This window comes from Burkholderia metallica (genome assembly GCF_902832845.1).
Lineage (GTDB): Bacteria > Pseudomonadota > Gammaproteobacteria > Burkholderiales > Burkholderiaceae > Burkholderia > Burkholderia metallica.
In genome coordinates, this window is record NZ_CADFDB010000001.1 from 474,658 (window position 1) to 499,612 (window position 24,955).

General features: G+C 60.8%; 18 protein-coding genes. 13 read left to right on the forward strand and 5 right to left on the reverse strand.

The features are described from left to right. Positions 1-137: 137 nt before the first annotated feature. Positions 138-437 carry a hypothetical protein gene (locus tag HWX08_RS02075; RefSeq protein WP_226242178.1) on the reverse strand — a complete coding sequence of 100 codons (300 nt, stop codon included), beginning with the start codon at positions 435-437 and terminating at the stop codon, positions 138-140. A 69-nt stretch (positions 438-506) separates the two neighbouring features. After that, positions 507-743 carry a hypothetical protein gene (locus tag HWX08_RS02080; RefSeq protein WP_157126874.1) on the reverse strand — a complete coding sequence of 79 codons (237 nt, stop codon included), beginning with the start codon at positions 741-743 and terminating at the stop codon, positions 507-509. Positions 744-903: 160 nt separating this feature from the next. On the opposite strand from HWX08_RS02080, the gene HWX08_RS02085 reads away from it, so the two are divergent. Next, positions 904-2,073 (forward strand): alpha/beta fold hydrolase, encoded by a 1,170-nt coding sequence (locus tag HWX08_RS02085; protein WP_174920650.1) that lies wholly within the window; start codon positions 904-906, stop codon positions 2,071-2,073. Positions 2,074-2,160: 87 nt separating this feature from the next. Here HWX08_RS02085 and HWX08_RS02090 read toward each other — a convergent pair whose 3' ends face one another. The 3 genes from HWX08_RS02090 to HWX08_RS02100 form a co-directional block, all read right to left on the reverse strand. Continuing rightward, positions 2,161-3,300, reverse strand: coding sequence for a patatin-like phospholipase family protein (locus tag HWX08_RS02090; protein ID WP_174920651.1), 1,140 nt, complete (start codon positions 3,298-3,300; stop codon positions 2,161-2,163). A 197-nt stretch (positions 3,301-3,497) separates the two neighbouring features. Continuing rightward, the gene (locus HWX08_RS02095; protein WP_174920652.1) at positions 3,498-3,830 is read right to left on the reverse strand and encodes a cupredoxin domain-containing protein; all 333 of its coding nucleotides are present in this window, start codon (positions 3,828-3,830) and stop codon (positions 3,498-3,500) included. 25 nt (positions 3,831-3,855) lie between these two features. Continuing rightward, positions 3,856-4,800: a metallophosphoesterase family protein gene (locus tag HWX08_RS02100; RefSeq protein ID WP_107309674.1), complete on the reverse strand. Its 945-nt coding sequence runs from the start codon at positions 4,798-4,800 to the stop codon at positions 3,856-3,858. 255 nt (positions 4,801-5,055) lie between these two features. Between HWX08_RS02100 and HWX08_RS02105 the strand changes: the two genes are divergently transcribed. From HWX08_RS02105 to tssF, 12 genes are all read left to right on the forward strand, one after another. Beyond that, positions 5,056-6,651 (forward strand): inorganic phosphate transporter, encoded by a 1,596-nt coding sequence (locus HWX08_RS02105; RefSeq protein WP_174920653.1) that lies wholly within the window; start codon positions 5,056-5,058, stop codon positions 6,649-6,651. An 80-nt stretch (positions 6,652-6,731) separates the two neighbouring features. Further along, a complete protein-coding gene (locus HWX08_RS02110; RefSeq protein ID WP_174920654.1) occupies positions 6,732-8,483 on the forward strand; it encodes an ABC transporter permease in 1,752 nt (583 codons plus the stop codon). 11 nt (positions 8,484-8,494) lie between these two features. Continuing rightward, positions 8,495-9,841 carry an ABC transporter ATP-binding protein gene (locus HWX08_RS02115; protein WP_174920655.1) on the forward strand — a complete coding sequence of 449 codons (1,347 nt, stop codon included), beginning with the start codon at positions 8,495-8,497 and terminating at the stop codon, positions 9,839-9,841. Positions 9,842-10,576: 735 nt separating this feature from the next. Next, positions 10,577-12,928, forward strand: coding sequence for a type VI secretion system Vgr family protein (locus tag HWX08_RS02120; RefSeq protein WP_174920656.1), 2,352 nt, complete (start codon positions 10,577-10,579; stop codon positions 12,926-12,928). Positions 12,929-12,933: 5 nt separating this feature from the next. Then, positions 12,934-15,171 carry a M23 family metallopeptidase gene (locus HWX08_RS02125; RefSeq protein ID WP_174920657.1) on the forward strand — a complete coding sequence of 746 codons (2,238 nt, stop codon included), beginning with the start codon at positions 12,934-12,936 and terminating at the stop codon, positions 15,169-15,171. Continuing rightward, positions 15,168-15,773: a hypothetical protein gene (locus HWX08_RS02130; RefSeq protein ID WP_174920658.1), complete on the forward strand. Its 606-nt coding sequence runs from the start codon at positions 15,168-15,170 to the stop codon at positions 15,771-15,773. The genes HWX08_RS02125 and HWX08_RS02130 overlap by 4 nt, the downstream gene beginning before the upstream one ends. A gap of 149 nt (positions 15,774-15,922) precedes the next feature. Continuing rightward, positions 15,923-16,363: a hypothetical protein gene (locus tag HWX08_RS02135; protein WP_174920659.1), complete on the forward strand. Its 441-nt coding sequence runs from the start codon at positions 15,923-15,925 to the stop codon at positions 16,361-16,363. A gap of 257 nt (positions 16,364-16,620) precedes the next feature. Beyond that, on the forward strand, positions 16,621-17,241 hold the full coding sequence (locus HWX08_RS02140; RefSeq protein WP_174920660.1) for a hypothetical protein: 621 nt from the start codon (positions 16,621-16,623) through the stop codon (positions 17,239-17,241). 546 nt (positions 17,242-17,787) lie between these two features. Further along, positions 17,788-18,261 (forward strand): PAAR domain-containing protein, encoded by a 474-nt coding sequence (locus HWX08_RS34745; protein ID WP_425128431.1) that lies wholly within the window; start codon positions 17,788-17,790, stop codon positions 18,259-18,261. Continuing rightward, on the forward strand, positions 18,261-19,601 hold the full coding sequence (locus HWX08_RS02150; protein WP_174920661.1) for a hypothetical protein: 1,341 nt from the start codon (positions 18,261-18,263) through the stop codon (positions 19,599-19,601). Before HWX08_RS34745 ends, HWX08_RS02150 begins: the two co-directional genes overlap by 1 nt. Next, complete coding sequence (locus tag HWX08_RS02155; RefSeq protein ID WP_174920662.1) at positions 19,567-23,106, forward strand: ImcF-related family protein; 3,540 nt, start codon at positions 19,567-19,569, stop codon at positions 23,104-23,106. Before HWX08_RS02150 ends, HWX08_RS02155 begins: the two co-directional genes overlap by 35 nt. Beyond that, positions 23,103-24,953 (forward strand): type VI secretion system baseplate subunit TssF, encoded by a 1,851-nt coding sequence (gene tssF, locus HWX08_RS02160; RefSeq protein WP_279610493.1) that lies wholly within the window; start codon positions 23,103-23,105, stop codon positions 24,951-24,953. Before HWX08_RS02155 ends, tssF begins: the two co-directional genes overlap by 4 nt. Positions 24,954-24,955 lie beyond the last annotated feature (2 nt).

The following is a 24,955-nucleotide window of genomic DNA, read 5'->3' on the forward strand; positions in this document are numbered from 1 at the left end:
GTGATTGCGCGTACCTCATCCCGACATCCCGGGTTCGTCTGGAGGACAAACCCATGGGTCTGCATTTCGCTCAGGATTCAATAAACAGTATCTTCATTCATTTCCGTTTTTCGCGTAAATGCAGAATCGGTCGAATATCAGCTGATCGATCCGATAACGACGAAGCTGAAATTCCGGTCGCTGTATTTACCATATGAGTCACCGGTTTGAATCGTGGCGCCGCTGCCGGAAAGGGCCGGGAAGATCACGTTGTCGAGCGTATTTTGCCCGCCGCCGTAACCCCATTGCGACCCGACAATGGCCGGTGTCTTGGTGAAGGCGGTGCTGAACGAGAGCTGATACGTGCCCGTGCTTTCACGCTTCACGGTGAATCCGCCCGAGCCGTCGACCACCGTACCGTTACCCTGGACGCTACCCCATAGCGTAACTTGAGCCATGATTGTTTCTCCTTATCTATTGTTGAAACAATGTCGATAATTGAAACGGGATGCCGACCTGGTGATGCTTTAATGATCCGGATCGACGGTTGTATTGTATGTGATGATTTTTTGAAGTTTGATGTGGGATAAATAATTTATTCTGATTTTTTCTTTAAATATTTCGAATTTGTAATTGAAAGAGGGCGCCGTTGCGTCATGTCGGCATGCGAGCGTCGGACGCGCAATCGGGCGCCGGTCGACGTCGCGACCGGTGCGGCGCATGCCGTCATCGGCCGGATCGGGGCCGGCGGGCTTGCCGGGCATCCCGACGTTCGACTCGCAGTGACGCCGGCATGCGCGGCCAGCCGAAGCGATGCAGAATCAGCTCGCCTGAACCGCTGACCGCAGCCACCCGGCAGCGCGCGACGGATTCTGCGACCATTGCCGTTCAAGTCGTACCCGCCTCTTCACTCGACCCGTCACCATGCCAACCATTTCCGTCGCCTTCGCCAGCTTCCGGTTCTCGCGCATGCGGCCGGCTACCCGAACCCTGTCATACGTCCTCGCGCTCGCGGCCGTCGCTGCCGTGCTCGGCGTGCCGCTCCGCACGCGTGCGGCCGAAGCCGCCGCGCTCACGCAGCGCGAACGTCTCGAGGCGCCCGTCAAGGCCGTCGCCGGCCAGCGCGTGGCCGTCGATACGCCGCAGGGCAGCGCGGTGCTGCCCGTCTACGCCGATCGTCCGCTCGACCGGGCCGCGCCTGATGTCGAACGGGTCTTCGTCGTGATTCACGGTACGCTTCGCAATGCCGACGCGTACTACGCATCGGGGCTCGAGGTCGTCGAGAAGGCCGGCTCGGCCGGCAAGGGCACGATGGTCGTCGCGCCGCAGTTCCTGACGCGCGCCGATACGCGTGCGTTCTCGCTGCCCGCGCAAACGCTGGCATGGACGCAGGAGGGGTGGAAGGGCGGCGACGCGGCCCGGCAGCCGGCGCCGATCAGTTCGTTCACCGCGCTCGACGCGTTGCTCGCGCATTTCGCCGACCGCAGCCTGTATCCCGCGCTGTCGAGCGTGGTCGTGATCGGCCATTCCGCCGGCGCGCAGTTGCTGCAGCGCTATGCGGTGGCCGGACACGAAGGCGATGCACTGGTGCGGGCCGGCATCGCCGTGCGCTATGTGGTCGCGAATCCGTCGAGCTACCTGTATTTCGACGACGAACGGCCGAACGCCGATGCAATCGCGGGCGGCACCTGCCCGCGCGCGACGCAGTGGAAATACGGGCTGAAGTCGGCGCCGCCCTACGTCGCGTCGCAGGACGTGCGCGATCTCGAAGCGCGCTACGTGGCGCGTCATGTCGTGTACCTGCTCGGCCAGACCGACACGAACCCTTACACGCACTTCATCGACCGTTCGTGCGCTGCGATGGCGCAAGGCCCGTACCGGCTCGCACGCGGGCTCGCGTATTTCGACTACCTGAAGAAGCGGCACCCGGCCGATCTCGCCCAGCGGGTCGTCGAAGTGCCGGGCGTCGGGCACGACGAGCTCGGCATGTTCACGTCCGCCTGCGGGTTGGCCGTGCTGTTCGGTCAGGCATTGCCGTCATCGTGTCCGGTCATCGCCGGCACCGCGCCGGGCATGCGCGCGGAATCGCCGTAAGCCGAGCGGCGCAGGCCGACGCCCGTCGTCAGGTCGGCCGCGCGTGATCGTACCGATGCGATCGACAAGCGGTTGCGGCGCCGAGTATCACGCCGGGCCTTCCGCGATGGGCGGCCCGCTGGCGTCGAATACCGTCAGCCCTTCCGTCGGGTCCGTCGGCGTGTCCCACGGACGTGCGGCGATGGCCCGTTGCGCGGCCTCGTAGCCGGCCTGCCGGCGGGCCGCGATGCCGGTGGGCGTGAAATCGATGTCCTTGAACTGATTGTCGTCGGCGAGTCGCGGCGCCGCGAGCTTGATCAGATGCATCGTGGTTTCGCATCCCCACGCGGCGAGCCGGCGCACGGCCGGCGATGCGCGCTCCGATTCCGGCACGTGCCGGGCCAGTTCGCGGATCACGTGGCGCAGCCGGTGAATCTGCTGCTGGCGCGCGATGTGGCTGTCGGTGCGGCTTGCATACTGGATGTCCTTCTGCCGCTCCGACACCTCCCAGATGCTCTGGGGTTCGGGGCCCGCCGGATTCCACATCTGGACGGAGAAGATGATCGAGCTGCGGCGCGGATTGTCGTCGAGCACGACCTCGACCGGCGTGTTCGAATACACGCCGCCATCCCAGTACGGTGCGCCGTCGATCCGTATCGCCGGGAACGCGGGCGGCAACGCGCCCGAGCTCATGATGTGCTCGAGTTCCAGCCGCGTATCGCGCGAATCGAAATAGCGCATCGTGCCCGTGCACGCATTGACCGCGCTGACGGTCAGGCGCGGGCGGCCCGCGTTCAGCAGGTCGGGATCGATCAGCGACGCAAGCGTGTCGCGCAGCGGCGCGATCCGGTAATACGACGCGCGATCGACGCCGAGGCGGACCATCGGCCCGAGCCACGATGCCGGATTGGGCTGGAAGAATCCCGAGATGCCGCCTCCGACGATCATCAGCTCGGCCAGCGTCCGGTTCCAGCCGGGCAGCAGCGATCCGGTGTCGAAACGGGTTCGTTCGGTCACGCGGCGCCAGAATGCCGACAGTTTCTCGTAGCGCTGCTCGGGCGGGTTTCCCGCGATCAGCGCCGCGTTGATCGCGCCGATCGACGTGCCGACCACCCAGTCGGGGCGGATGCCGGCTTCGTCCATCGCCTGAAAGACGCCGAGCTGGAATGCGCCCAGTGCGCCGCCGCCCTGGAGCACGAGCACGACTTGCCCGGGAAGGTCCATGCGTGCCGGCTGGCTCGCGGTCATGGCTTGCCTCGCTGCGTATGTGACGATGGGTCTGATCCGAACGGTTCGATTCAGTTTAGGCGATCGGCGGCGAGGGGCCGCATCCAGTGAAGCGGGCGGCTGCGGTGGGCTTCCCTGCCAGTCGATTCCGACCCTCAAGTGCGTTCGCGGCAGGGTGCGTGCGGCAACGCGCATCGTTTTAGCCGCCACGCGCCGCGTCATTCGACCGTGATGGTCTCCTTCATGTACGGGTGAATGCCGCAGAACACCTTGTAGACGCCCGGCTTGTCGAAGCGGAACGAGTACGTCTCGTCCTGGTCGAGCGCTTTCGAATGAAAGATGCCGGCGTCGTTGACGACCGTATGCGGCTCGGCGTCGAGGTTCTTCCACGTGATCGTCGTGCCGGCCTTGATCGTGGTCGACATCGGCGAAAACATGAAATTGCGGATCGTCACGAGCGAGCCGTCCGGGCCCTGCGCGAACGCGGCGAGCGGGGCGGCGGCGCACAGGATCAGTGCCGCGACGAGGCGGGATGGCATGAAGCGGTTCATGTCGGTCTCCTTGCGGTTCGGTGCGTCAGGCGAGCGTCGTGTCGTGCAGCGACGACGCGACCGGATGGCCCGCGAATTCGACGGTCGTCACGCCGAGCATCGACGGCAGCCGGTCGCGCGGCACGGTGAGCGGCACGGGGCCCGGGCCGTTGCCGGCCGTCGGCTGCGGGAACGCGGTGGAGCGCGCGGTGTGGAACGTCACGTTGCCCTCGACCTTCGACACGATCTGGTGGATGTGCCCGTTCAGCACGGTGACCGAGCCGAAGCGGCGCAGCAGCGCCATCGTCTGCGGCGCGTCGCCGGTGCCCCAGCCCCACGGTTCGTAGATGGTCCACATCGGCATGTGCGAGAACACGACGATCGGCGTGCTCGACGAGCGGCCCTTCAGATCCTGCGCGAGCCACGCGAGCTGGTCGTCGCCGAAGCTGCCGAGCCCGTTCGGCTTGAAGTGCATCACGTTGACGAGGCCGATGAAGTGCACGCCCGCGTGATCGAAGCTGTAATACCCGCGGTTGTCGGACGCCTTGCCGAACCGGCCGAAATATTCGGCACCCGAACCATCGGTGACGTCGTGCTCGCCGGGCACCGTATGCAGTTCCGGCACGCGCAGCGCGGACAGCAGCTGCGACGCGTGGTCGAATTCCTCGGGCTTGGACAGGTGCGTGATGTCGCCCGTATGGATGGCCAGTGCGGGCATCGACGGCATGCCGTTGACGAGATCGATCGTCTGCTTCAGCGTGGCCGACACGTCGGGATTGGCATCCTTGTTGAAGCCGATGTGCGTATCGCTGATCTGCACGAACAGCGGGCGGCCTGCGTTGGCCGGGAGCGCGTCGCCGGCCTGCGCGAGCGCGAGGTCGAACGGCGTGAGGATGCCGCCCGACAGCGTGAACAGCGTGCCGAGGCCGCCGAAGGCCATGCACTGCAGCGCCTTGCGACGCGACGGGTTGGGGGGAAGCGATGAAGACATGTGAGCCTCGCATTCGTATGACGAAACCGGACGGCCGGATCGTCCTGGAATAAACCGGCGCCTTCGCGTGCCATACCGGCGAGGCGGCGAATTTATTCCCGCGCGTGACAACGTCGAACGCCCGTGTTCGCGGCTGGCGCGGCGGTCCGGGATGCCAGGAAGATGACCTGTCAATGTCCTGTAAGTGACACGTCACATTTGCGTCACGACCGATCGATAGCCTGCGACTCCGAGTCACCTCTCCGGAGCCCCTTCATGCCGAATCTCGCGGCAACGGAAACCCGCGGCGCGGTCGGTCGTCGCACGCGCACCCTCAGCTTCGCGCTGTTTTTTCTGATCATTGCCTGCGGCATCGTCTACGTCGGCATCCATCTCAGTGCGGACCTCAGCCCCGTCAAGGAAAGTTCGGCCCTCCCGTTCCTGTTGCTGATCGTCGCGCTGCTGATCGCGCTCGGCTTCGAGTTCGTCAACGGCTTCCACGACACCGCGAACGCGGTCGCGACCGTCATCTACACGCATTCGCTCGACCCGCACCTCGCGGTCGTCTGGTCGGGCCTCTGGAACCTGTTCGGCGTACTCGTGTCGAGCGGCGCCGTCGCGTTCGGCATCCTGCAGTTGCTGCCTGTCGAACTGATCCTGCAGGTCGGCAGCGGGTCGGGCTTCGCGATGGTGTTCTCGCTGCTGATCGCGGCCGTCACGTGGAACCTCGCGACCTGGTATTTCGGACTGCCGTCGTCGAGTTCGCACACGCTCGTCGGCTCGATCATCGGCGTCGGGCTGATGAACCAGATCGTCAGCGGCCCGTCGGGCACGAGCGGCGTCGACTGGAACCAGGCGCTCGGCGTCGGCAAGGCGCTGCTGTTCTCGCCGCTGATCGGCTTCGTGCTGTCCGCGCTCGTGCTGCTGCTCCTGAAGGCCGTCGTGCGCGTACCGGCGCTGTACCAGGAGCCGAAGGGCAACCAGCCGCCGCCGTTCTGGATCCGCCTGCTGCTGATCCTGACCTGCACGGGCGTGTCGTTCGCGCACGGCTCGAACGACGGGCAGAAGGGCATGGGGCTGATCATGCTGATCCTGATCGGCGTGATGCCGACCGCGTACGCGCTGAACAAGGCCGTGACGCCCGACCAGACCAGCACGTTCGTCGCGGTCGCGCGCCATGCGTCGACGACGCTCGTCAAGTACGCGGACCCGGACCCGGCCGCGCGCTCGGCCGACGCGCGCGCCGACGTCGAGGCGTACGTGCGCACGCACAGGCTGACGCCCGCGACGATTCCCGCGCTCGGCAAGCTCACCGACACGATCGCCGACCAGGTCGCGCAGGCCGGCGGCATTTCGAGCGTGCCGCAGAACCTCGTCGACAACGTGCGCAACAACATGTACGTCGCATCCGAGGCGATCCGGCTGATGAAGAAGGCGAAGGCGCCGGCGTTCTCGGTCGAGGACGCGAGCGCGCTCGAAGCGTTCAAGAAGCAGATGGACCACGCGACGAAATTCATTCCGACGTGGGTGAAGGTGGCCGTCGCGATCGCGCTCGGCCTCGGCACGATGGTCGGGTGGAAGCGGATCGTCGTGACGGTCGGCGAGAAGATCGGCAAGTCGCACCTGACGTACGGGCAGGGCGCATCGGCCGAAGCCGTCGCGATGCTGACGATCGGGATGGCCGACGCATACGGGCTGCCGGTGTCGACGACGCACGTGCTCGCGTCGGGCGTGGCCGGCACGATGACGGCGAGCGGCGCGGGCCTGCGCTGGGATACGGTGCGCAACCTCGTGCTCGCATGGGTGCTCACGCTGCCTGCGTCGATCGCGCTGTCGGCCGCCCTGTACTGGGCGCTGCACGGACTGTTCTGACCTGCGCCGGGGGCGCGACGTCCGGCCGTGCGACGCGCGGCCGGTCCCATCGATTTTCCATTCAACACAAGACGCTACCGATGGATATCAGTTTCGATCCGAACCGCACCGCGAACGCTTCGGCGTGGCGCGTGCTGCCCAACCGCTGGGATGCCGTCGCGTTTCCGCTGATCATCTGCCTGCTCGCGATGGCGATCGTCGGTTTCCATCAGACGATGGCGCCGATCGGCGTGCTGCAGACGCAGAAGATCTCGCTCGACCCGTCGAACCTGCCCGAATACGCGTTGCGCACCACGCTGCGGATGCTCGCCGCGATGGTTGCCTCGCTTGCGTTCACGCTGGTCTACGGCACGCTCGCCGCGAAAAGCCGCCGCGCGGGCATGGTGCTGATCCCGATCCTCGACATCCTGCAGTCGGTGCCCGTGCTCGGCTACATCTCGTTTACCGTCACGTTCTTCCTCGCGCTGTTTCCGGGCCGCGTGCTCGGTGCGGAGCTGGCCGCGATCTTCGCGATCTTCACCAGCCAGGCGTGGAACATGACGTTCAGCTTCTACCAGTCGCTGCGCACCGTGCCGCGCGACCTGAGCGAAGTGTCGCGCGGCTTCCACCTGACGTCGTGGCAGCGCTTCTGGAAGCTCGAAGTGCCGTTCTCGATGCCTGGCCTGATCTGGAACATGATGATGTCGATGTCGGGCGGCTGGTTCTTCGTCGTCGCATCGGAAGCGATCACCGTCGGCAACCAGACCATCACGCTGCCGGGCATCGGCGCGTATCTCGCGCAGGCGATCTCGGAGAAGAACCTCGGCGCGGTTGGCTGGGTGATCGTCGCGATGTCGGTCGTGATCCTCGCGTACGACCAGTTCCTGTTCCGTCCGCTCGTCGCGTGGGCCGACAAGTTCCGGATGGAAAACACCGCGTCGGGCGACGCGCCGCAATCGTGGCTGCTCGACATGATGCGCCGCACGCACCTGATTCATCAGCTGCTCGTGCCGGCCGGCTGGCTGCTGTCGCAGGCCGCGCGGATTCCGCTGCGCGTGCCGTCGACGAAGGGCAAGCGTGCGCGCGGCGCGTCGTCGCGCGGCTCGTCGCGCATCGGCGACATCGTGTGGGGTACGTTCGTGATCCTGATGACCGTGTACGTCGTGTGGCGCGTCGTCAGCTTCGTCGCGACCGGCGTGACGATGGCCGAGGTCGGCCACGTGCTCGTGCTCGGGCTCGTCACGCTGCTGCGCGTGGTCGTGCTGATCGCGATCGCGTCGGTGGTGTGGGTACCGCTCGGCGTGCTGATCGGGCTGCGCCCGGCGCTGGCCGAGAAGATCCAGCCGCTCGCGCAATTCCTTGCCGCGTTCCCGGCGAACCTGCTGTTCCCGGTGTTCGTGATCGTGATCGTCCACTTCCACCTGAACGCGGACATCTGGCTGTCGCCGCTGATCGTGCTCGGCACGCAGTGGTACATCCTGTTCAACGTGATTGCCGGCGCGATGTCCTATCCGAACGACTACAAGGAAGCGACGAAGAATTTCCGCATCCGCGGCTGGCAGTGGTGGCGCCAGGCGATCCTGCCGGGCATCTTCCCGTACTACGTGACGGGTGCGATCACCGCGTCGGGCGGCGCGTGGAACGCGAGCATCGTGTCGGAAGCGGTGCAGTGGGGCACTACCCGGATCGAGGCGCATGGCCTCGGCGCGTATATCGCGCAGACCACCGCCGCCGGCGATTTTCCGAAGATCATCCTCGGCATCGCCGTGATGTCCCTGTTCGTTACCCTGTTCAACCGTCTGCTGTGGCGTCCGATGTACGCCTATGCGGAATCCCGGCTCCGTCTCGATTGAGAGTAAGCGCGATGCAAAATTCGACCGTTATCAACGCCCCCGCCAAGACGTCCCAGCCGCTGCAGCCGCCGCGTCTCGGTGAAGAAATCCTGCGCGTCGAGCACGTGAACCGCGGCTTCAACAAGTCGCAGGGCGAACTGCTCGTGCTCGACGATGCGAACCTGTCGCTGCGCGAAGGCGAAATCGTCGGGCTGCTCGGCCGGTCCGGCTCGGGCAAGTCGACGCTGCTGCGCATCATCGCCGGCCTGATCGAGCCGACCGGCGGCGAAGTGACTTACCTCGGCAAGCCGCTGCGCGGCCCGGCCGAAGGCGTCGCGATGGTGTTCCAGACCTTCGCGCTGTTCCCGTGGCTCACCGTGCTGCAGAACGTGGAAGCCGGCCTCGAGGCGCTCGGCGTCGGCGCGCGCGAGCGGCGCGAGCGCGCGCTGGCCGCGATCGACCTGATCGGTCTCGACGGCTTCGAGAACGCGTACCCGCGCGAGCTGTCGGGCGGGATGCGCCAGCGCGTGGGCTTTGCGCGCGCGCTCGTCGTCGACCCGACGATCCTGCTGATGGACGAGCCGTTCTCCGCGCTCGACGTGCTGACGGCCGAGACGCTGCGTACCGACCTGCTCGACCTGTGGACGCAGGGCCGGATGCCGATCAAGTCGGTGCTGATCGTCACGCACAACATCGAGGAAGCGGTGTTCATGTGCGACCGGATTCTCGTGCTGTCGTCGAATCCGGGCCGCGTGATCGCCGAGATCAAAGTGCCGTTCAAGCATCCGCGCAATCGCCTCGACACCGATTTCCGCAAGCTCGTCGACGACATCTACGCGAAGATGACCGCGCGCCAGACCGGCGAGGCGACGAAGAAGGGGCTCGAACTCGGCAGCTGGATGCCGCGCGTGTCGACCAACCTGATGGCCGGCCTGATCGAGACGCTCGCGATGGCGCCTTACCACGGCCGCGCCGACATGCCGGAAATCGCGCGCACGCTGCATCTGGAAGTGGACGAGCTGTTTCCGATCGCGGAAGTATTGCAGCATCTCGGTTTCGCGGACGTGCGGGAAGGCGACGTGTTCCTGACGCCGCCCGCGCGCGTATTCGCGGAATTCGGCACGCAGGAACGCAAGCTGATGTTCGCGGATCACCTGCTGAAGCACGTGCCGCTCGCCGCGCGGATCAAGAAGGTGCTGAACGAGCGTCCGGGCCATCGTGCACCGCGCGTGCGCTTCGAGCAGGAGCTGGAGGATTTTCTGTCGGATGAAGCGGCCGAGGAAACGCTCGATGCGGTGATCGACTGGGGGCGGTACGGGGAAGTGTTCTCGTATAACGACAAGACCGAGGTGTTCAGTCTCGAGGATGTCGAGAGCTGAAAGTCACGAAGTAGATTCATCGGGTGCGACATCCATCCGTCAGCGATGTCGCGCCCGCGCCAGAGCCCGCCGCCCAACCGGCAGGATTGCAGAAGGTCTATGACGCAACGATTCCAGCTTCCCAACCGACGAGCGAGCCGACCAGATCGGCGGCGAATCCGGGCGTCATTCCGGCATCGGGGCAACACCATGTTGCGCCACTCGCTGACCGTCCCGCTTGACCATATCAAAAATGGCAAGCTCACATCACAGATGTCGCGTGACAATTTTCTACATTGTTCGGCTCGATTATATTTTGGGCTAGTCGATTGATCCTGCGTGGAAGTACGCTGACTCAGTGGGTATTTTATTGAATTATTTGCCAGTACAAATTAAATCAAATTGTATAGGGGCTGATTTTTTTGTGATGGGGAAATTGCGCTTGAAGGTAGCTGCCGCATACCTATAGCGCATGAGGCTTGCAGGCCCGTTGCTCCCCCGGGATTCGCTCTGTCGTTGTCTCAAAAGGAGGGATTTCGAGATAGTGGGGCGTGGGGAAAAATAAAAAATACACATAATCAAGTGCGGCGTGGTGCTTCGGGTATATCAAAAAAGATAGCGAACGATTGGGGCTGGGGGCGCGTGTGTTCATTCTCGTGAGCCTATGCTTCACTGGCGAGAGCGTAGTGGCACTGCGTCCCCGAATGCATGAGTGGACGAACGTGCCGGTGTACAACCTCTCGTTCGACGGCAGCCATGCTAACCATCCACGATGTGCTGAACCACCCGGGTTCGGTCGTTACCCAACCGCTGCATCTGGAAATCGCGACGCTGGATGCGCCGATCTCCGTTTTGTCGTTTGTCTTGACCGAGGAGATGAACACACGATTCCTCGCGGACATCACTGTGACGTCGAACGACAAACGGATCGACGGTGCGGCGATCGTCGGTCGGCCGGCGGTCTTTACGATCGAGGAACGCGCGTCCGTGCCGTCGATGGCGGGGACGATCGCTCCGGTTCAGCATGCGGCACGTACCGTGCACGGCGTTGTCACGCAATGGACCCGAGTCAAGGCGTCTCGCGACGAGGCGACCTATCAATTGCACCTGAAGCCACGCCTCTCGCTGCTTGAAGAGGTGCACGATTCGGCCGTATTTCTGGACCGGTCGTTTCGCGAGTTGCTGGCCGACGTGATCGTCGATCGCAGTTTGTTCGAGTCTTTCGATGTCGAGTTCGAACTGGAGGGGCTCGACGGGAAGTTCGAACAAACCGTGATGTACGAGGAGACGGTCGCGAACTTTATCGATCGGCATTGCCGGCGCGCCGGGGTCTATTACTACTTCAAGCAGGCCAGGAAGGAGGACGGCCCGCAGCGCGACACGTTGGTGTTCGGCAATACGCTGCGCGGCTATATGCGAGCGCTTGAGGTGCCGTTGTTGCCGCATTCCGGTCTGGTGAACTGGCACGAGGCGATTCTGGCGCTGGAAGCCACGCGCGCGCTGGTGCCGCAGAAGGTACGCGAATGGGATCGCAACTACCGCATACCTGACGATCCGTTACAGGTGGAATCGGTCGTGGCCCACGACGACCGTTCGGTGTATGGGAGCGTGAACCGTAGCATCGAGCATTTCCATTCGGTCGAAGAAGGGCAGGCGCTGGCCGACGCGCGGCGTGACGAATTGCTCACGCGGCAGATACGGTTATCGGGCACGAGTAACGTCATTGGAATGACGCCGGGGATGGTAGTGAGAATTACCAATGAGGTGGTGCCGGAGGCGCCGCACGGGATGGTGATCACGAAGCTCGTCACGACCGGTAGCCGCAGCCAGTCGGTGGTCAACACCTTCGAAGCGATTCCTGCGCATCAGACCTATCGGCCGGAATATGTTCCCGAAGCGCACTGGCGGTGGATCACCGGCATGCTGATCGGCGTGGTCGAGTCCGGCGACGACGAGCCGTACGCGTGGATGGACGAGTATGGTCGCTATCGCGTCAGGCTCCTGTTCACCCGGCACAGCGGAAAACGAGGCACGAACAGCATGCCGTTGCGCCTGTTGCGTACGTCCGCGTCGTATCGCGGTGGCTTGCACGTCCCTTTGCTGCCGCGGTCCGAAGTACGCGTCGTCGCGACTCAAGGAAATTGCGATCGCCTGCTTATCGCCGGGGCGCTGCATGACTATGCGCATCGGGACCTCGTGCATGGCAAGGAGGGCTGGTACAGCCGAGCCGTGTTCCGCTCCCCGCTGCTTGGCAACAAGCTTCGCTTCGAGGATCTGAAAGACCGCGAAGGCATCCGTCTGGCGACGGTGTTCGGGCAGTCGTCGCTCAACATGGGTTGTCTTGTCGACAGTGAGAAGAACAAGCGCGGCGAGGGCTTCGAACTGACCACGCAGGACTGGGGCACCGTGCGTGCGCCGAAGGGGCTGTTCGTCTCGGCAGATGCAGCGGGCGGGGCCGGGAAGCCGCACCTCGATATGCCCGCCGCTGTCGCGCAACTCAAGGCCGCATTGCAGCGTGTAACGGAACTTGCGGCTGCGGCGACGCAGGTCAAGGCCGATCCTGCGGACCGCGCGATGCAGGCGGCGCTGATGGACAGTCTGAATCAGCTTCGCGACGCGGGGCTGCTTGCTAGTGCCCCCGGTGGCATGGCATTCGTGACGCCGAAATCGGTGCAGCACTCGGCGGGCGAGAACGTGATCGTCACCGCGGGGCAGGATCTGGACGTGAGTGTCGTCAGGCGGTTGCGCATGGTGGCGGGGGACCTGATCTCGCTGTGCGCGCTCAAGCTCGGTATCAAGATTTTTTCGAAAGGGAAGATCGAGTTGCAGGCACAACGCGCTTCGATGGATCTCTTCTCCGACGAGCAATTGCACGTGTCGAGCGCCAGCGCGAATGTGCTCGTGAGCGCCAAGACCAGGGCGATGGTGGCCAGTGGCGGTGCGTCGATGACCATCGAGAACGGCAATGTCGTATTCAACTGTCCGGGTGAGTTTCGTATCAGGGCCGCCTCGTTCACGTTCGAAGGGCCGCGCAATACGTCCATCAGCTTGCCGCAACTGCCGGTGAGCGACTACTCGCCCAGCGCGAGATACAGCCACACACGGTAACGATCATGATTATCAGCCCGCCATTTCTGCCCAAGGCCGGTCTCGCGGCCCCGACCGGGACGAACCCCGATCCGATGATGGACGCTGTAGACAAGCTCGAATGTGATCACGGCGTCTATCCGATCGCCCACGATCGGCGCTGGCATTGTGGCGTGCATCTTCAACCCGATACGAAGGGCAAGGTGCACGCGATTGCCGACGGGGAAGTCGTTGCTTATCGCGTCTGCCAGCATGCCGTTGACAGCGGCAAGAGCCATACGGGATTTGTGTTGCTCAAGCATACGACCGAGACGGGGGAAGGCCGTACGCTGACCTTCTATTCGCTTTATATGCATCTGTTGCCGCTGGTGGAATATGTGAAGCACAGTGCGGACAAAGAGGCGCTGCCGGAATTCCTGCGCATGCCGACTGGCCCGGTAAGCAAGGGGCAGGTGACGCCGGCGCTCCCGGGGGAGGGCAAGAAGGTCCGTCGCAAGGAGGTACTGGGGTGGCGCGGCCAATATGAGGATATGCCGCATTTGCACTTCGAAATCTTCATGTTGCCGGAAGATTTCGACGCGTATTTCGGGAGCACGCAACTGGGTAACAGCGCACCCACTCCGCTCAATGGTACGGACTGGTGGGGGCACGCATATTTTGTCATTCCGGCAGGCAGCAACTTTCGCCGTTTGCCTGAGAAGGCCGATGCTCGAAACAAGTTGCACGGGATTGAATTCAGGCCGGGTCAAGAGGGGGCGAGCTCGTTGCCGTTGCTTGTCGAAACTTACTTCAGTCTCGGCTCGAAATACACCACGGTATGGAGCGTTGCGCAAGACGGTACGTGCACGTTGCTCACGCCGCAACCCGTCGAGGAAAAGGACTACGAATACGACCTGTACAAGCGTGCGACGGCGCTTTATTCATCATGTCCGAGCGACGGCTACGAACTGCTGCGTTTCGGCCGCATCCTGTCTCCGTCTCAAACATTGGCGGCCGACGCGCGCGCTACGTGGATGCGGGTCAATTGGGCAGCAGACAAGGCTGGCTACATCGATATTAATGATCCACGTATCCAAAAGTTTTCCGATGCGGACTTTCTGCCATTTATGGGCTGGAAAAAAATCATTGAGGGCAATACGCCGTTCGACAGTGACGGAATGTGCGATGTGGATGCGCTGAAGGAAATACTGAACGATGCCGCCCCACATGAGGTAGCAGCGGTGACAGGCGAAACGCCGGAAATTCACAGGGCGAGAGTGCTGTCGGCCTACGTAAAGAGCAACACCCAGGTGCGGCAGCGGTTGCGCGGGCTTGTCTGCTACGCACCAAGCGAATGGGACAGTGCAAACAACGAGGAGCGCTATGCGCGGTTGCTTGACGAGGGCGGTTTCTATTACGGAAATGATAAGGGATACAACGATTTCATGAAGTATCTGAAGGAAGTTCAGTTTTGGGACAAAACGGGGCTTCCGGCGGGGCAGAAGCTTTGGTTTTTTCATCCGCTTGAATTTATTCGGCACTTCAGACGGTGCAGCTGGCTATCGTCATCTGAACTCTCGTGTATCTACCCGGACAAGCTCTACAATCGTCGGGAAACACCTGATCCATCCGCCACGAGAGAAAGGTATCGGGTATCTCTCAATCAGGGAATGCGGAAGTATCTGGTAGATACGTCAACAAGGATGACGCATTTCCTTGGTCAAGGGGCAGTAGAGTCATTTATGCTGGCTCGCATGATGGAGGCGTCCGTCACGCACTTTATCGCCAGCCTTCAGCCTGAGATGAACGGTTACTACAACAACAAAGAAGATCGCTACTTCGATTATCTTGAAGGGAGGCTTGGGAATGTTGATGCAGGAGACGGTATAAAATTTCGTGGTCGTGGTATGAAGCAGCTTACGGCGCGCGCGAACTACGCGAGCTATTGGGTATATCGTGGCTGGCTAGATTTGTCGACCTTTGACGATCCTTGGTGGGATAAAAAAACTCGCCGTCGACCAATCATTAACGATCCGCAGCGAATTGGAATTGTTCCGTTCAATGCAATTGATGCGGGTGGGTGGTATTGGGTCGCGGGCGCAGCAAGTAATGAAAATATCACGATAAACTCAATTATTCGAGAGATGGACGTCTCGTATGAAAGTGTTTTTGCTGTATCTCGTGCTATTAATGGAATAAATAAAAAGACAAAAAAGCCAAATGGGTTGAGTGAGAGGGTTGGGCACACTCAGAGAATTGCTGAAGTATTGGTGGATATACGATGAAAAAAGTAAATTTTATTGTTTTTGTACTTCTGACTGGATTGCCTTGGGGTGGGTTGAATTTGTATGCGAGAACTGTCACGCTTGAAAACGGTGTCAAGATCGATCTGCCTGTTTATCGCAATAAGCAAATAAATTCGGATGGATCCGTGTGCGTGGATGTTAATCGATTTAATGTAACTGCAACTATATGTTCATATAAAAAAGCCACTGACGCTGCCGTCGGGAGTAATGGTTTTTTTAAGTATAAAGATCTCTCTCTGATGGGGGTGAGGCAAATCCCTTCCTTGCCTGATGATGCCCTTGTGTATGCCGAGGGGGGGTATAGCTTTCTGTATCCGACGAATAAGAAAAGAATTGGTGGATTTGTTGTGTACGAGGCCGACAACATACTCTGTAAAACGGATTCGGATGATGGAGAGCGTCCAGCCGTTTGTTACGCTGCTGCATTGGTTTCGGTAAAAAAACCCGACATGAGTCCGACGATCTTCGTCTTCTCTGTTATTGAACAGCCGCCGACTCCAGGTGGAAATCTTAGTGAAAAGGCGAAGGAGAAGGTGGTGATAATCAATGAAATTATTAGATCTATAAAAACTTATAGGTAACCTGGGTGTGAGTTTGAGGTGGCGGATTAACAGGCTTCACATGCATTTTATTGATTCGCGTTGACAATTCGTGTGGCTCCGTATGTGGGGGTGCGAGTCAATTTCTAAGAGGGAGTGTGAGGCGATATATTTTTTCCATTTTTGCAATAATGTTGACGGCGAAGGCGAAATCAGAGACTCAGATTAAATCGTGCGATGCTGTTTTTTCTGCAAAAAGCAGTCATGGATCGATCGTTATTGAGCGTGCAGGTAAAGTGGTGGGTGCGGCAAAGATCGATCATGAAGTCGAGGGTGGAGTGTTTAGCATGGACGATTCGCTATTAATTGTCTATGGCTTTCATGAAGATTTAAATGGAGAAAGTCTTCAGAGAACTATTCTTTCCATTTTGAGGGTTCCTCGTGCGAATCTTGTTGGAAAGAAGGAGTATGGGAGTAGAGTCTACGACGTTTCATTTAGCGATAACCAGCGTGTTGCCGTTGTCGATAGTAGATATGGAATTGATGTTACAGATTTGATCAAGGGGGATTCGAAATTTTATGATCCAACCTATACTCCCGATTTTACGACTCAGAGATGTGGGGCGAAATGATTTTCCAAGAAAGAGACTGCTGGTGAGGGCTTGCGGTTAGGCGGGGCACTCGTTTCTGTTGTCAAGGATTGATTCATTTAACTTGGAGAAAAGGCTGTCGCGAATATGGCGAATGCCGCTCCAAGAATTTTACGAATGATCCTAATTAACTTGCTCTGAAAAATGATGTGGAGGAGGGTATTGCGTAAGCTACGTCTGCAAGTCGACAGGTGGTCTTCGAGCGTGTTGCTCAGGGGCAATTTTATAATGGCGTGACGATGTATAAATTCGGACACGGTTTATCAGTCTTGATATTGTCCTTTGCCGCATGGAATGTATATGCGGATAATTTCTATGATGTGATCGGAGCGTCGTTAAAAATAGGTGATTCAAAAATATGCTCACTTGACAGAGTGCCACGCTACGCAGTTGAGAGTTTTGATAAATCGGCAGTCATGCTTTCTGAGGCGATGTACGTTGATAAGCGTCAGTTGGATCATTGTCGAGCCGGGGAGGTGGTTCGCGTTCTTTCGGTTCCGGCAGGCGTTGGTGTCCTATCGGATATAAATGTATCGAAGGGAGTCTACGTTGCGCTTGATTTCGTTAGTGTGCGACCATTTTTTTATTTGGCTACCGTTGCTCGTGTTGGTACTTCGAAAAATCTCGTTTCCATTAAGGGTGCATATGTTGTTGGTAGAAAAATCAGTGAACTGAAGGAGGAGGCTTTTAGCAGTAGCGGAGATGCAGGAGCATCGATCATCTCTCCTGATGGGCGCTATGTGGCACCAACTGGCGAAATGGATTGCTCTCAAACATCCTACCCAGGAGTATGGGATATCAAAAATAATCGACGTGTTGTTGCAATGAGTGCTTCATGTACAGAGCTATTTAAAAAGTAGGGAAAATTTGTTGCTTATGGATTCTATGTTTTGGGTGTGGCGCAAAATTTAGTCGCTGACGCTTCGTCCAGTGATAGCCAGTAGATTGCGGCAGCCTGCGATAGACTTAAAGCCGATGTTGTTGATTTAATCAAAGAAAATCGACATTTTATGACTCGATTCATGTTCCGGATTTTTTGGCTTAAATTGGGATGAGAAATAATTTTGGATGGGAATCATGCGTTTTTATTGCAAATTTAAATATGTGTAGATCGAAGTGGGTTATGTGGGTTGTCAGGGGCTTCGTGGCGACGATTATGCTTGCGGCATCATTTATCGTGTGTGCTGAAGATATATATAAAACTTTCTCTCCATATCCAGGCGCAGTGGCTGAGATTAGCATTGATGGCGGAAATTTGTTCTGGAGTTTCTCCGAAAGAAGCGAGACTAGGCGAGGGAAAGTAAATTTCGATACGAATAAACCATTGAATCTAGAAATCGGTAGCTATGATTTCAGCGGACGGCTCGGCTTTTTGGTGTCATATATGGACGACGGAATGGGGGTGTATGAAATTTACAGAATTTTCACATTTTCTCCGTCGTCGAATGAGTTTGTGGAGAGGTTTCCGTCATGTGGAGATGAATTTATCAACCTCACGGTGGATCGAAAAAGCCATTCCCTACTCAGCACTTACTGGGATAGAAATATCCCCAAAAGATGTATCACAAGATTGTCGGTTGAAAGGTGAGGGGCGACCTAATTTAAGGGGAAACATGAATAGAAAATCACCGATTCGCCAAGGCGACAAACTGGAACACGGCGGCGAAGTCACCAGTGGCTCACCATGGACGACATTCATGGGCATGCCGCTTGCCCGCAAGGGTGACGAGGCCACGTGCACTCTGCATGGCCCAACCATTATCGACGAAGGCGCTGACAAGTTTCCCGATCGCGACAACAAACCATTCGCGCTGGACGGCCATCGCTGCGCATGCGGTTGTCGGCTGATCGCATCGCTACCGAACGTCCACTTCGAATAATGCCCGTCGACCTCTCTCAGGCGGGGCCCCCGAGCGCATATCCGAGCCGCCCGCGCTTCTGGCCGTGGTGGTTCTGCATCTGGCTGATCTGCGCGGTGTTCGGAGCGTCGATCGCCCTGCTGACCTGGCCAAAGGGTGAGCGGGCGGCCGGCCCGTGGTTCTGGTTCTGCGTCATCGGTATCCCGAACGGTTTTTTCGGCTTTCTGTTCGCGATCGATCGCGCTCGCTACGAGGCTATGTGGTATCGCGCATACCACCGCAACCTTCATCGCGACCGATGGCTGGCGGGGCGCATCCGTGTCGCGCAGCAGCCGCTTCGGGTGCTGGGTGTCGGCTATTGCTTGCCCTTGAACGACCAGAAGCTTGCACAGGCGATCGATGTGGGGGTGCGTTTGCCGCGACAGCAGCAGCCCCGTGTGGGCGCGGGTGTCGTTGAGCATTGCCGCTTTGACGACCCGTTGGAAATGTCCGACGAAGCCGACGAAGCCGACGAGATCGACGTGGCCGACCCGACAGAGGAAAGCGATGCCGTAGCGGATACGCCTCCAAAGCGCCCCGTTACCCAGCTAGCACTCAGGATCGCCGAAGCGCTCGAACCGCTTTCCACGAGCCTCCACGCGCTTACGCATTACGAAACCACCCACTGGCCGAAAGTGCGCGTTCTGGCCGAGCCCGGCGAAGAAGCGTTGCGCGAGCAGGAGGTGCGCGACGCGCTGCAATGGGTTGGTCTGCCGCCTCTCACCGTGCGGTCCACACCCGCTTCGCACGGATTGCTGTTGGCGGATGCGTGGCTGGATACCCGCGACGCATGCCCGCTGCTCGTGATCGCAACGGCGTGGCACGAAGAACGGCCTCCAGCCGGCAGCACGGAGGGATGTGTCGCGACGCTGCTCGATACCGGCTTTTACGCACTACCCGAAGGCGTGCCCGTAATGGCGACGCTGCACCGACCTGTCGAAGGCAACGCCGACGAAGTCGAATACGGTTTCGCGAATTCGGTGATCTGGGGCAGGTCGGACGTCGCTGCCGTGACGCGTGCCTGGGTCACGCGTGCCGTCAAGCGTTGCAATCGGGGGCTGCGTATCGCGAACCTGGAGGCGCTTGCGAACAGCGACGCCCAGTGTGACCTCGCCTACATCGTGGGCGATTTTGGTAGTGCGAGCGGCTGGCTGTCAGTCGCAGCCGCTATCGAATGTGGTGCTTCGGATGCGCCACAACTGATCATCGATGGCGTGCAGTCCGCCGTCATTCATGTGCTTCCCGGTCCGAGCGGGAAGGATGCCTCGTTGCCTGGACACGCTCAGCATGACCGACCCGAAACTGACCTTGCGATCGCTTGACACGGCCACCGCGGTGGCGTCTGCGCCGTCCGGACGCCTTGCACTTTGGGGTGTGGTTGTCGCGGCGCTGATCGCCGCGGCGTTCGCGATTGGCCTCGTCTGGGGGCGTGGCGACCTGTTCGGTCTCGCGCCCGGTGCGGCGCGTATGCAAGTGGTGATCGTCATCCTCATCGCGCTGATTGTTTTCGTCGCCATACATCTCAGCTTGTTTTTCATCGGTGCATACACGATTGCCGGGCAGACGTTTCGCAAGGATATCGGTGATGCGACGAAGGCGCAGAAGGCATCGAAATACGACACCCGTCTGAAACGCGTGGCCGAGGAACTACGCGCGTCGCAGGGCCGGTTCTGGCGATACCGTTCACCGTGGCTGATGGTGAGCGGCGCGGATACGTTGATCGAACAGGTCGCGCCGGGCCTGAAGCGCGCGGGCGCGATGCCCGTCGGCAACGCGATTCTCGTGCACGCGGCACCGGACGGCGTCGAGGCCGGGGCGTGGCGCCGACAAATCCGTAAGCTGCGACGCAGGCGGCCGGTCGACGGCATCGTGCAGGTTACGCATGGGGACGAGCGCGATACCGAACTGCCGCGCGCACTCGCCGCGCTTGTGACCGACATCGGCTACGCCGCGCCCGTCACGTTCCTGCACGCGGTGCCCACGCAGGGCGATCGACCCGAAACGTTCGAGGCGATCGGTGCGTTTCCGGGGCTGGCGTACAAGAATGAGCAGCCGGCGTCGGCATTACGCGATCAGCTTGCCGAGATCGAGTGCGGGACGGCGGATGCGGGCGTTCGCCTGTGTACAGCGCCCACGCGTATCGCCTGTCTGGCCGAAATTTCGCAATACATCGGGAAGCGGCACGACGATATCGTCGCCGGCTGGCAAGCGCTCCTTGCTTCACCCTGGCTGCGCACACCGCTGGCGGGCGTGATGTTCGCACCCGTATTTGCGACAACGGCAGCAATGCCGACGCCGGTGCCGGTCGCCGCCGACGGAAGTGCTGCAGTTCCGAACCTCCCGATCGAGTTCCCGCCGCAACCGGCCGCTCTGCTGCCAGCATGGCACGCTATCGCCGATCGGAAGCACATTGGCCGGCGGGTGGGGCTCTACTGGCCGAACGCGCTGGCGATGTGCTTGATCGTTGCGGCCATGGTGTGGTGCGCATGGATGTCCGCGTCGTTCATCGGCAACCAGCGGCTCATGCGCGACGCGCGGGCAGCAGCGAGCGCGGCGGTCGATGCGCGGCCGCAGACGGCCGCCGCGTGGCGCGCGCAACTCGCGCTACAACGGTTGATGGAGACGCTCGAATACCGCCAGCAGCATGGCGTACCGTGGTACCTGCGGGCGGGGTTGTCGCGCAACGACGCTATCCTCGACGGTCTCTGGCAACCGTACCGGGTCGCGGCGATCCGCAACCTGCAGACGCCTGTCGTGCAAACGATCGGCACGTTGCTGCAGGCCGCGGATCAGACGCGCGCCGACAGCCTTCAATCGCAGGACACGCGGGGCAGTACCTACAACGCGCTCAAAACCTACCTGATGCTAGGCGATCCGTCGCGGGCCGATCCGGCGTTTCTGAAGCGCTTGCTCGTAGCCCTCTGGCCGCGCCCGGTGGAGATGCCGCTGGGTGAGCGTGACGATACCGGCCGACGGCTCGCAGGGTTTTACGCCGATCACCTGAAAGCGCATCCCGAATGGCGAACAGCGACGGACGAAAGTGTCGTGACAGCGACGCGCAACATGCTGGTCACGCAGATTGGACTCGCGTCGGCAGACGACACGGTGTACCAACGCATCCTCGACGACGTCAGGAACAAATACGCCGATGCGTCGCTCGAAACGCTCCTGAATGGCGCCGATGCGCGTGGGATGTTCATCGCGTCGCATACGGTGCCGGGGATTTATACGCGCGCTGCGTGGGATGGCATGATTGCCGCGGCGATCGACAAGGCTTCCGGCGAGCGCCAGCTCGGCGGCGATTGGGTGCTGACGGGCAAGCAGCCGCAGCAGACGATCGGCAACGCGGTCGCGTACGGTGCGATCCGGACCAGGACGATCGCGGACGAGAAACGCGCGGGCGACGAGTTGAAGCAGCGATTGACGGCACGCTATTTTGGCGAGTACACGGCCGCATGGCAGCGCATGCTCAACAGTCTGCAGTGGCAACCGATGTCCAATCTCAGTGGCGCGGTAGAACAGCTTTCCCGTCTGGCGGATGCGCAGACTTCGCCATTGATCGCGTTGATGCAATCCGTTCAGTATCAGGCGCAGGCGGGGCGCCCGTCGCAGGCACTGGCCGATACGCTGGTGAGAAAGGCACAAAATCTGATCGGGACGGACGAGGACGCGTCTATCGTCGTTCACCCGCTCGACAAGCCGTTTGGTCCACTGCTGGTGCTGATGGGCGACATGAACGCGTCGCCTGCCGCTGCAAATGAGAAGGGCGCGTCACCGGCCAGCATCGCGCTGAACGGCGTGAGCCTGTCGCGTTACCTGACGGCGGTCACGACGATGCGGCTGAAGCTGCAACAGATCTCGAACAGTCCTGACGCATCGGCAATGGCGCGCACGCTCGCACAGGCTGTGTTCCAGGGAAAATTGTCGGAATTGTCGCAGGCGCGCGATGACGCGGCACTCACGGCTGCGAGCCTGGGTACGGCGTGGGCGGGGTTTGGCAATGCGATGTTTGCGCAGCCGCTCGACGCGGCATGGCAGACGATCCTGCAACCGGCCGCAGCGAGCCTGAATGACGCATGGCGAGTCAGTGTTGCAGCGCCGTTCAACGCGGCGATGAATGGCCGCTATCCGTTCTTCGACACGCAGGCCGATGCGTCCTTCGCGGAACTTGGACGCTATGTGCGACCCGATACAGGCTTGATCTCGCGTTTTGTCACGACACAGCTTGCCGGTGTAATGAAACCCGAGGGCGACCATTGGGTGCCTGACGAGCTGGCACCGCAGGCGCTGCAGTTCGACCCGGCATTCCTGAGTGCCGTCAGGCAGTTGTCGGCGGTTGGCGCGCAACTTTACCTGCAAGGCGATGCGAGGGCGAAATTCGAAGTGATGGCGCTGCCGACGCCGCAAGTGACGCGCTCGGAACTGTCGGTCGACGGCAAGCAGATCGTCTATTTCAATCAGCAGGCGCGCTGGACGCCGTTGGCGTGGCCCGGCAATGGCTTGAACGGTCATGCGGGGCTCACGTGGCAGACGCTCGACGCGGGCTTGCGCCAGGCATTCGATGAGACGGGAGACTGGGCGTTCCTGCGGCTGATGAGCAAGGCCGACATCAAGCAGCTCGACAGTACGCGCTATCGGCTCACGTGGAATGCCGGGAACGATATGCCGCTGTCGTACGTGTTGCGTACGCAGATCGGTGCCGGGCCGGTCGACCTGCTGAAACTACGCGGGTTCCGCATGCCTGATCGAATTTTCATTGTCCGCAAGGCGGCCGTCGCTTCGAAGATGTCGCCCTTGCCTCCGCTGCCACCGGAGCTCCAGCCATGAGTGAAGACAAACACGAACCGACGATGCCTGAAAAGGGCGGTTTCGATGCGGACGACGATCCATACCTGCGTTACTTCGACGCGGAGATGCGTTACCTGCGCGAAGCGGGGAAGGAATTTGCGAAATCCCGGCCACAAGTCGCCCGCCGTTTGGGAATGTCGATGCCCGGCGCGCGCCACGACAGTGTCGAGCAGACCTATGAGGGTTTCGCGCTCCTCGCGAGCCGGCTGCGCATGAAGCTCGACGACGCGTTGCCGGAAATCACCGACCCACTGGTCGATCATCTGTGGCCACATGCAGGTCGCACGATTCCGTCGCTGGCCATCCTCGAGTGCATGCCGCGCGCAGGCGAGGCGCGGATTCTCGATACGTTGCCGTCTGGGTTGCAGGTACGATCGACACCGGTCGGACCGGACGGGACGGTCTGTGTTTATCGAACCACGCAGGCGATACGTCTGCTGCCGCTCAGCGTGCGCGAGGCGGGCACGCACATGCGCGAAGACGGTCGTACGGTGATCCGACTCGCATTTGACCTTCTGCATCGCGAGCAGCGGTTGCGGGACGATCTGTCGCGTATCCGGCTATACCTGCATGGAGACCGACCGACTGCATCGGCGCTGTACGGCGCTTTCACGCGCCAGATTGAGTCGATCGGCGTGCGCATGCCGCGCATACTCGACGGCCAATTGCAACCACGGCCGGAGATGACTGTCGAGGCGACCGGCTTTGGCGCGCCGGCGCGACTTTGGCCGATCGATCTCGATGCGCGCGACGCCGATCTCGACCGTGAGCAGACGATGCTCGAGTATTTCGCGTTTCCCGAGAAGTTTCACTTCGTCGACTTGTGCGGTTTCGACACGGCAAGTGTGCCGCCGGGCGAAACGCGCGTTGAATTCGAAATCGTGATCCGGGATCGGATACCGGGTGACGTGACGTTCTGCGCGGACAACATCCGGCTATTTTGTACGCCGGTGATCAATCTGTTCGAACTGGACGCGCAGGCAATCCGACCGAACGTACACGAGCGCCACTATCCGGTGTGTGCCCCGGCGTCGGCGGGCGAGCACGTCGAGCCCTACGATGTACTGTCGGTCGTGGCCAACGATCCGCGCACCGCCAGACAATACACCTACCAGTCGATCAAGGAATTCAGGCACCGAGGCGGGATGATGCGATACGAGTCGCCTGATCGGCACTACCACGCGTCGGTTCGGCAGGGCGTGACGGGCCGGCGCGAGATGGTCGTGACGTTAGGCGGGCATCTCTGGGACGAACCCGGCAGCTTGCCGGACGCATACGTAACGGTTCGGCTGTTGGCAAACAACGGGCGCTTGCCGCGCATGGCGCTGCGTGAATCGATGATCGCCACGCCTGCTTCGAATTTCAACGGTGTCGAACGCGTGCGCAACCTGACGGCCCCGACGATGCCGCTGTATCCCCCGCGCGGCGGCGACTATCACTGGCGGGTGATTTCTCACTTCAACGGGGCGTGCGCAACCGAGCTGAACATGATGGACGCGAACGTGCTGCGCGGCGCACTATCGTTGTACGACTGGACGCGACAGGACGATAACCGTCGACGTATCGACGCGATTCATTACGTTTGGCTCGACGAGGAAACGGAACTGGCAGGTGCGCGTGTCGACCGCATCGTGAATGTGAACGTGGGTATCGAGCCCGCGGGCTTCGCCGGACCGGGTGACGTCGCGTTGTTCGGGGACGTACTCAGCCGCTTCGTAGGCCGCTACGCAAGTGTCCATTTTGCGGTGCGGCTCGTTCTGTATGAAGGCGTGGGCGGTCCGATCCGGCGCTATCCCCGCACGATCAAAACGGGAGGCTGGTTGTGACG

Coding starts and splice junctions, on each gene's coding strand:
- HWX08_RS02080 (WP_157126874.1), bottom strand. CDS start 743: ATGCCCGGCAAGCCCGCCGGCCCCGATCCGGCCGATGACGGCATGCGC.
- HWX08_RS02155 (WP_174920662.1), top strand. CDS start 19,567: ATGACCGACCCGAAACTGACCTTGCGATCGCTTGACACGGCCACCGCG.
- HWX08_RS02105 (WP_174920653.1), top strand. CDS start 5,056: ATGCCGAATCTCGCGGCAACGGAAACCCGCGGCGCGGTCGGTCGTCGC.
- HWX08_RS02110 (WP_174920654.1), top strand. CDS start 6,732: ATGGATATCAGTTTCGATCCGAACCGCACCGCGAACGCTTCGGCGTGG.
- HWX08_RS02120 (WP_174920656.1), top strand. CDS start 10,577: ATGCTAACCATCCACGATGTGCTGAACCACCCGGGTTCGGTCGTTACC.
- HWX08_RS02150 (WP_174920661.1), top strand. CDS start 18,261: ATGCCCGTCGACCTCTCTCAGGCGGGGCCCCCGAGCGCATATCCGAGC.
- HWX08_RS02125 (WP_174920657.1), top strand. CDS start 12,934: ATGATTATCAGCCCGCCATTTCTGCCCAAGGCCGGTCTCGCGGCCCCG.
- HWX08_RS02075 (WP_226242178.1), bottom strand. CDS start 437: ATGGCTCAAGTTACGCTATGGGGTAGCGTCCAGGGTAACGGTACGGTG.
- HWX08_RS34745 (WP_425128431.1), top strand. CDS start 17,788: ATGAAATTTACAGAATTTTCACATTTTCTCCGTCGTCGAATGAGTTTG.
- HWX08_RS02115 (WP_174920655.1), top strand. CDS start 8,495: ATGCAAAATTCGACCGTTATCAACGCCCCCGCCAAGACGTCCCAGCCG.
- tssF (WP_279610493.1), top strand. CDS start 23,103: ATGAGTGAAGACAAACACGAACCGACGATGCCTGAAAAGGGCGGTTTC.
- HWX08_RS02090 (WP_174920651.1), bottom strand. CDS start 3,300: ATGACCGCGAGCCAGCCGGCACGCATGGACCTTCCCGGGCAAGTCGTG.
- HWX08_RS02140 (WP_174920660.1), top strand. CDS start 16,621: ATGTATAAATTCGGACACGGTTTATCAGTCTTGATATTGTCCTTTGCC.
- HWX08_RS02095 (WP_174920652.1), bottom strand. CDS start 3,830: ATGAACCGCTTCATGCCATCCCGCCTCGTCGCGGCACTGATCCTGTGC.
- HWX08_RS02135 (WP_174920659.1), top strand. CDS start 15,923: ATGTTGACGGCGAAGGCGAAATCAGAGACTCAGATTAAATCGTGCGAT.
- HWX08_RS02085 (WP_174920650.1), top strand. CDS start 904: ATGCCAACCATTTCCGTCGCCTTCGCCAGCTTCCGGTTCTCGCGCATG.
- HWX08_RS02100 (WP_107309674.1), bottom strand. CDS start 4,800: ATGTCTTCATCGCTTCCCCCCAACCCGTCGCGTCGCAAGGCGCTGCAG.
- HWX08_RS02130 (WP_174920658.1), top strand. CDS start 15,168: ATGAAAAAAGTAAATTTTATTGTTTTTGTACTTCTGACTGGATTGCCT.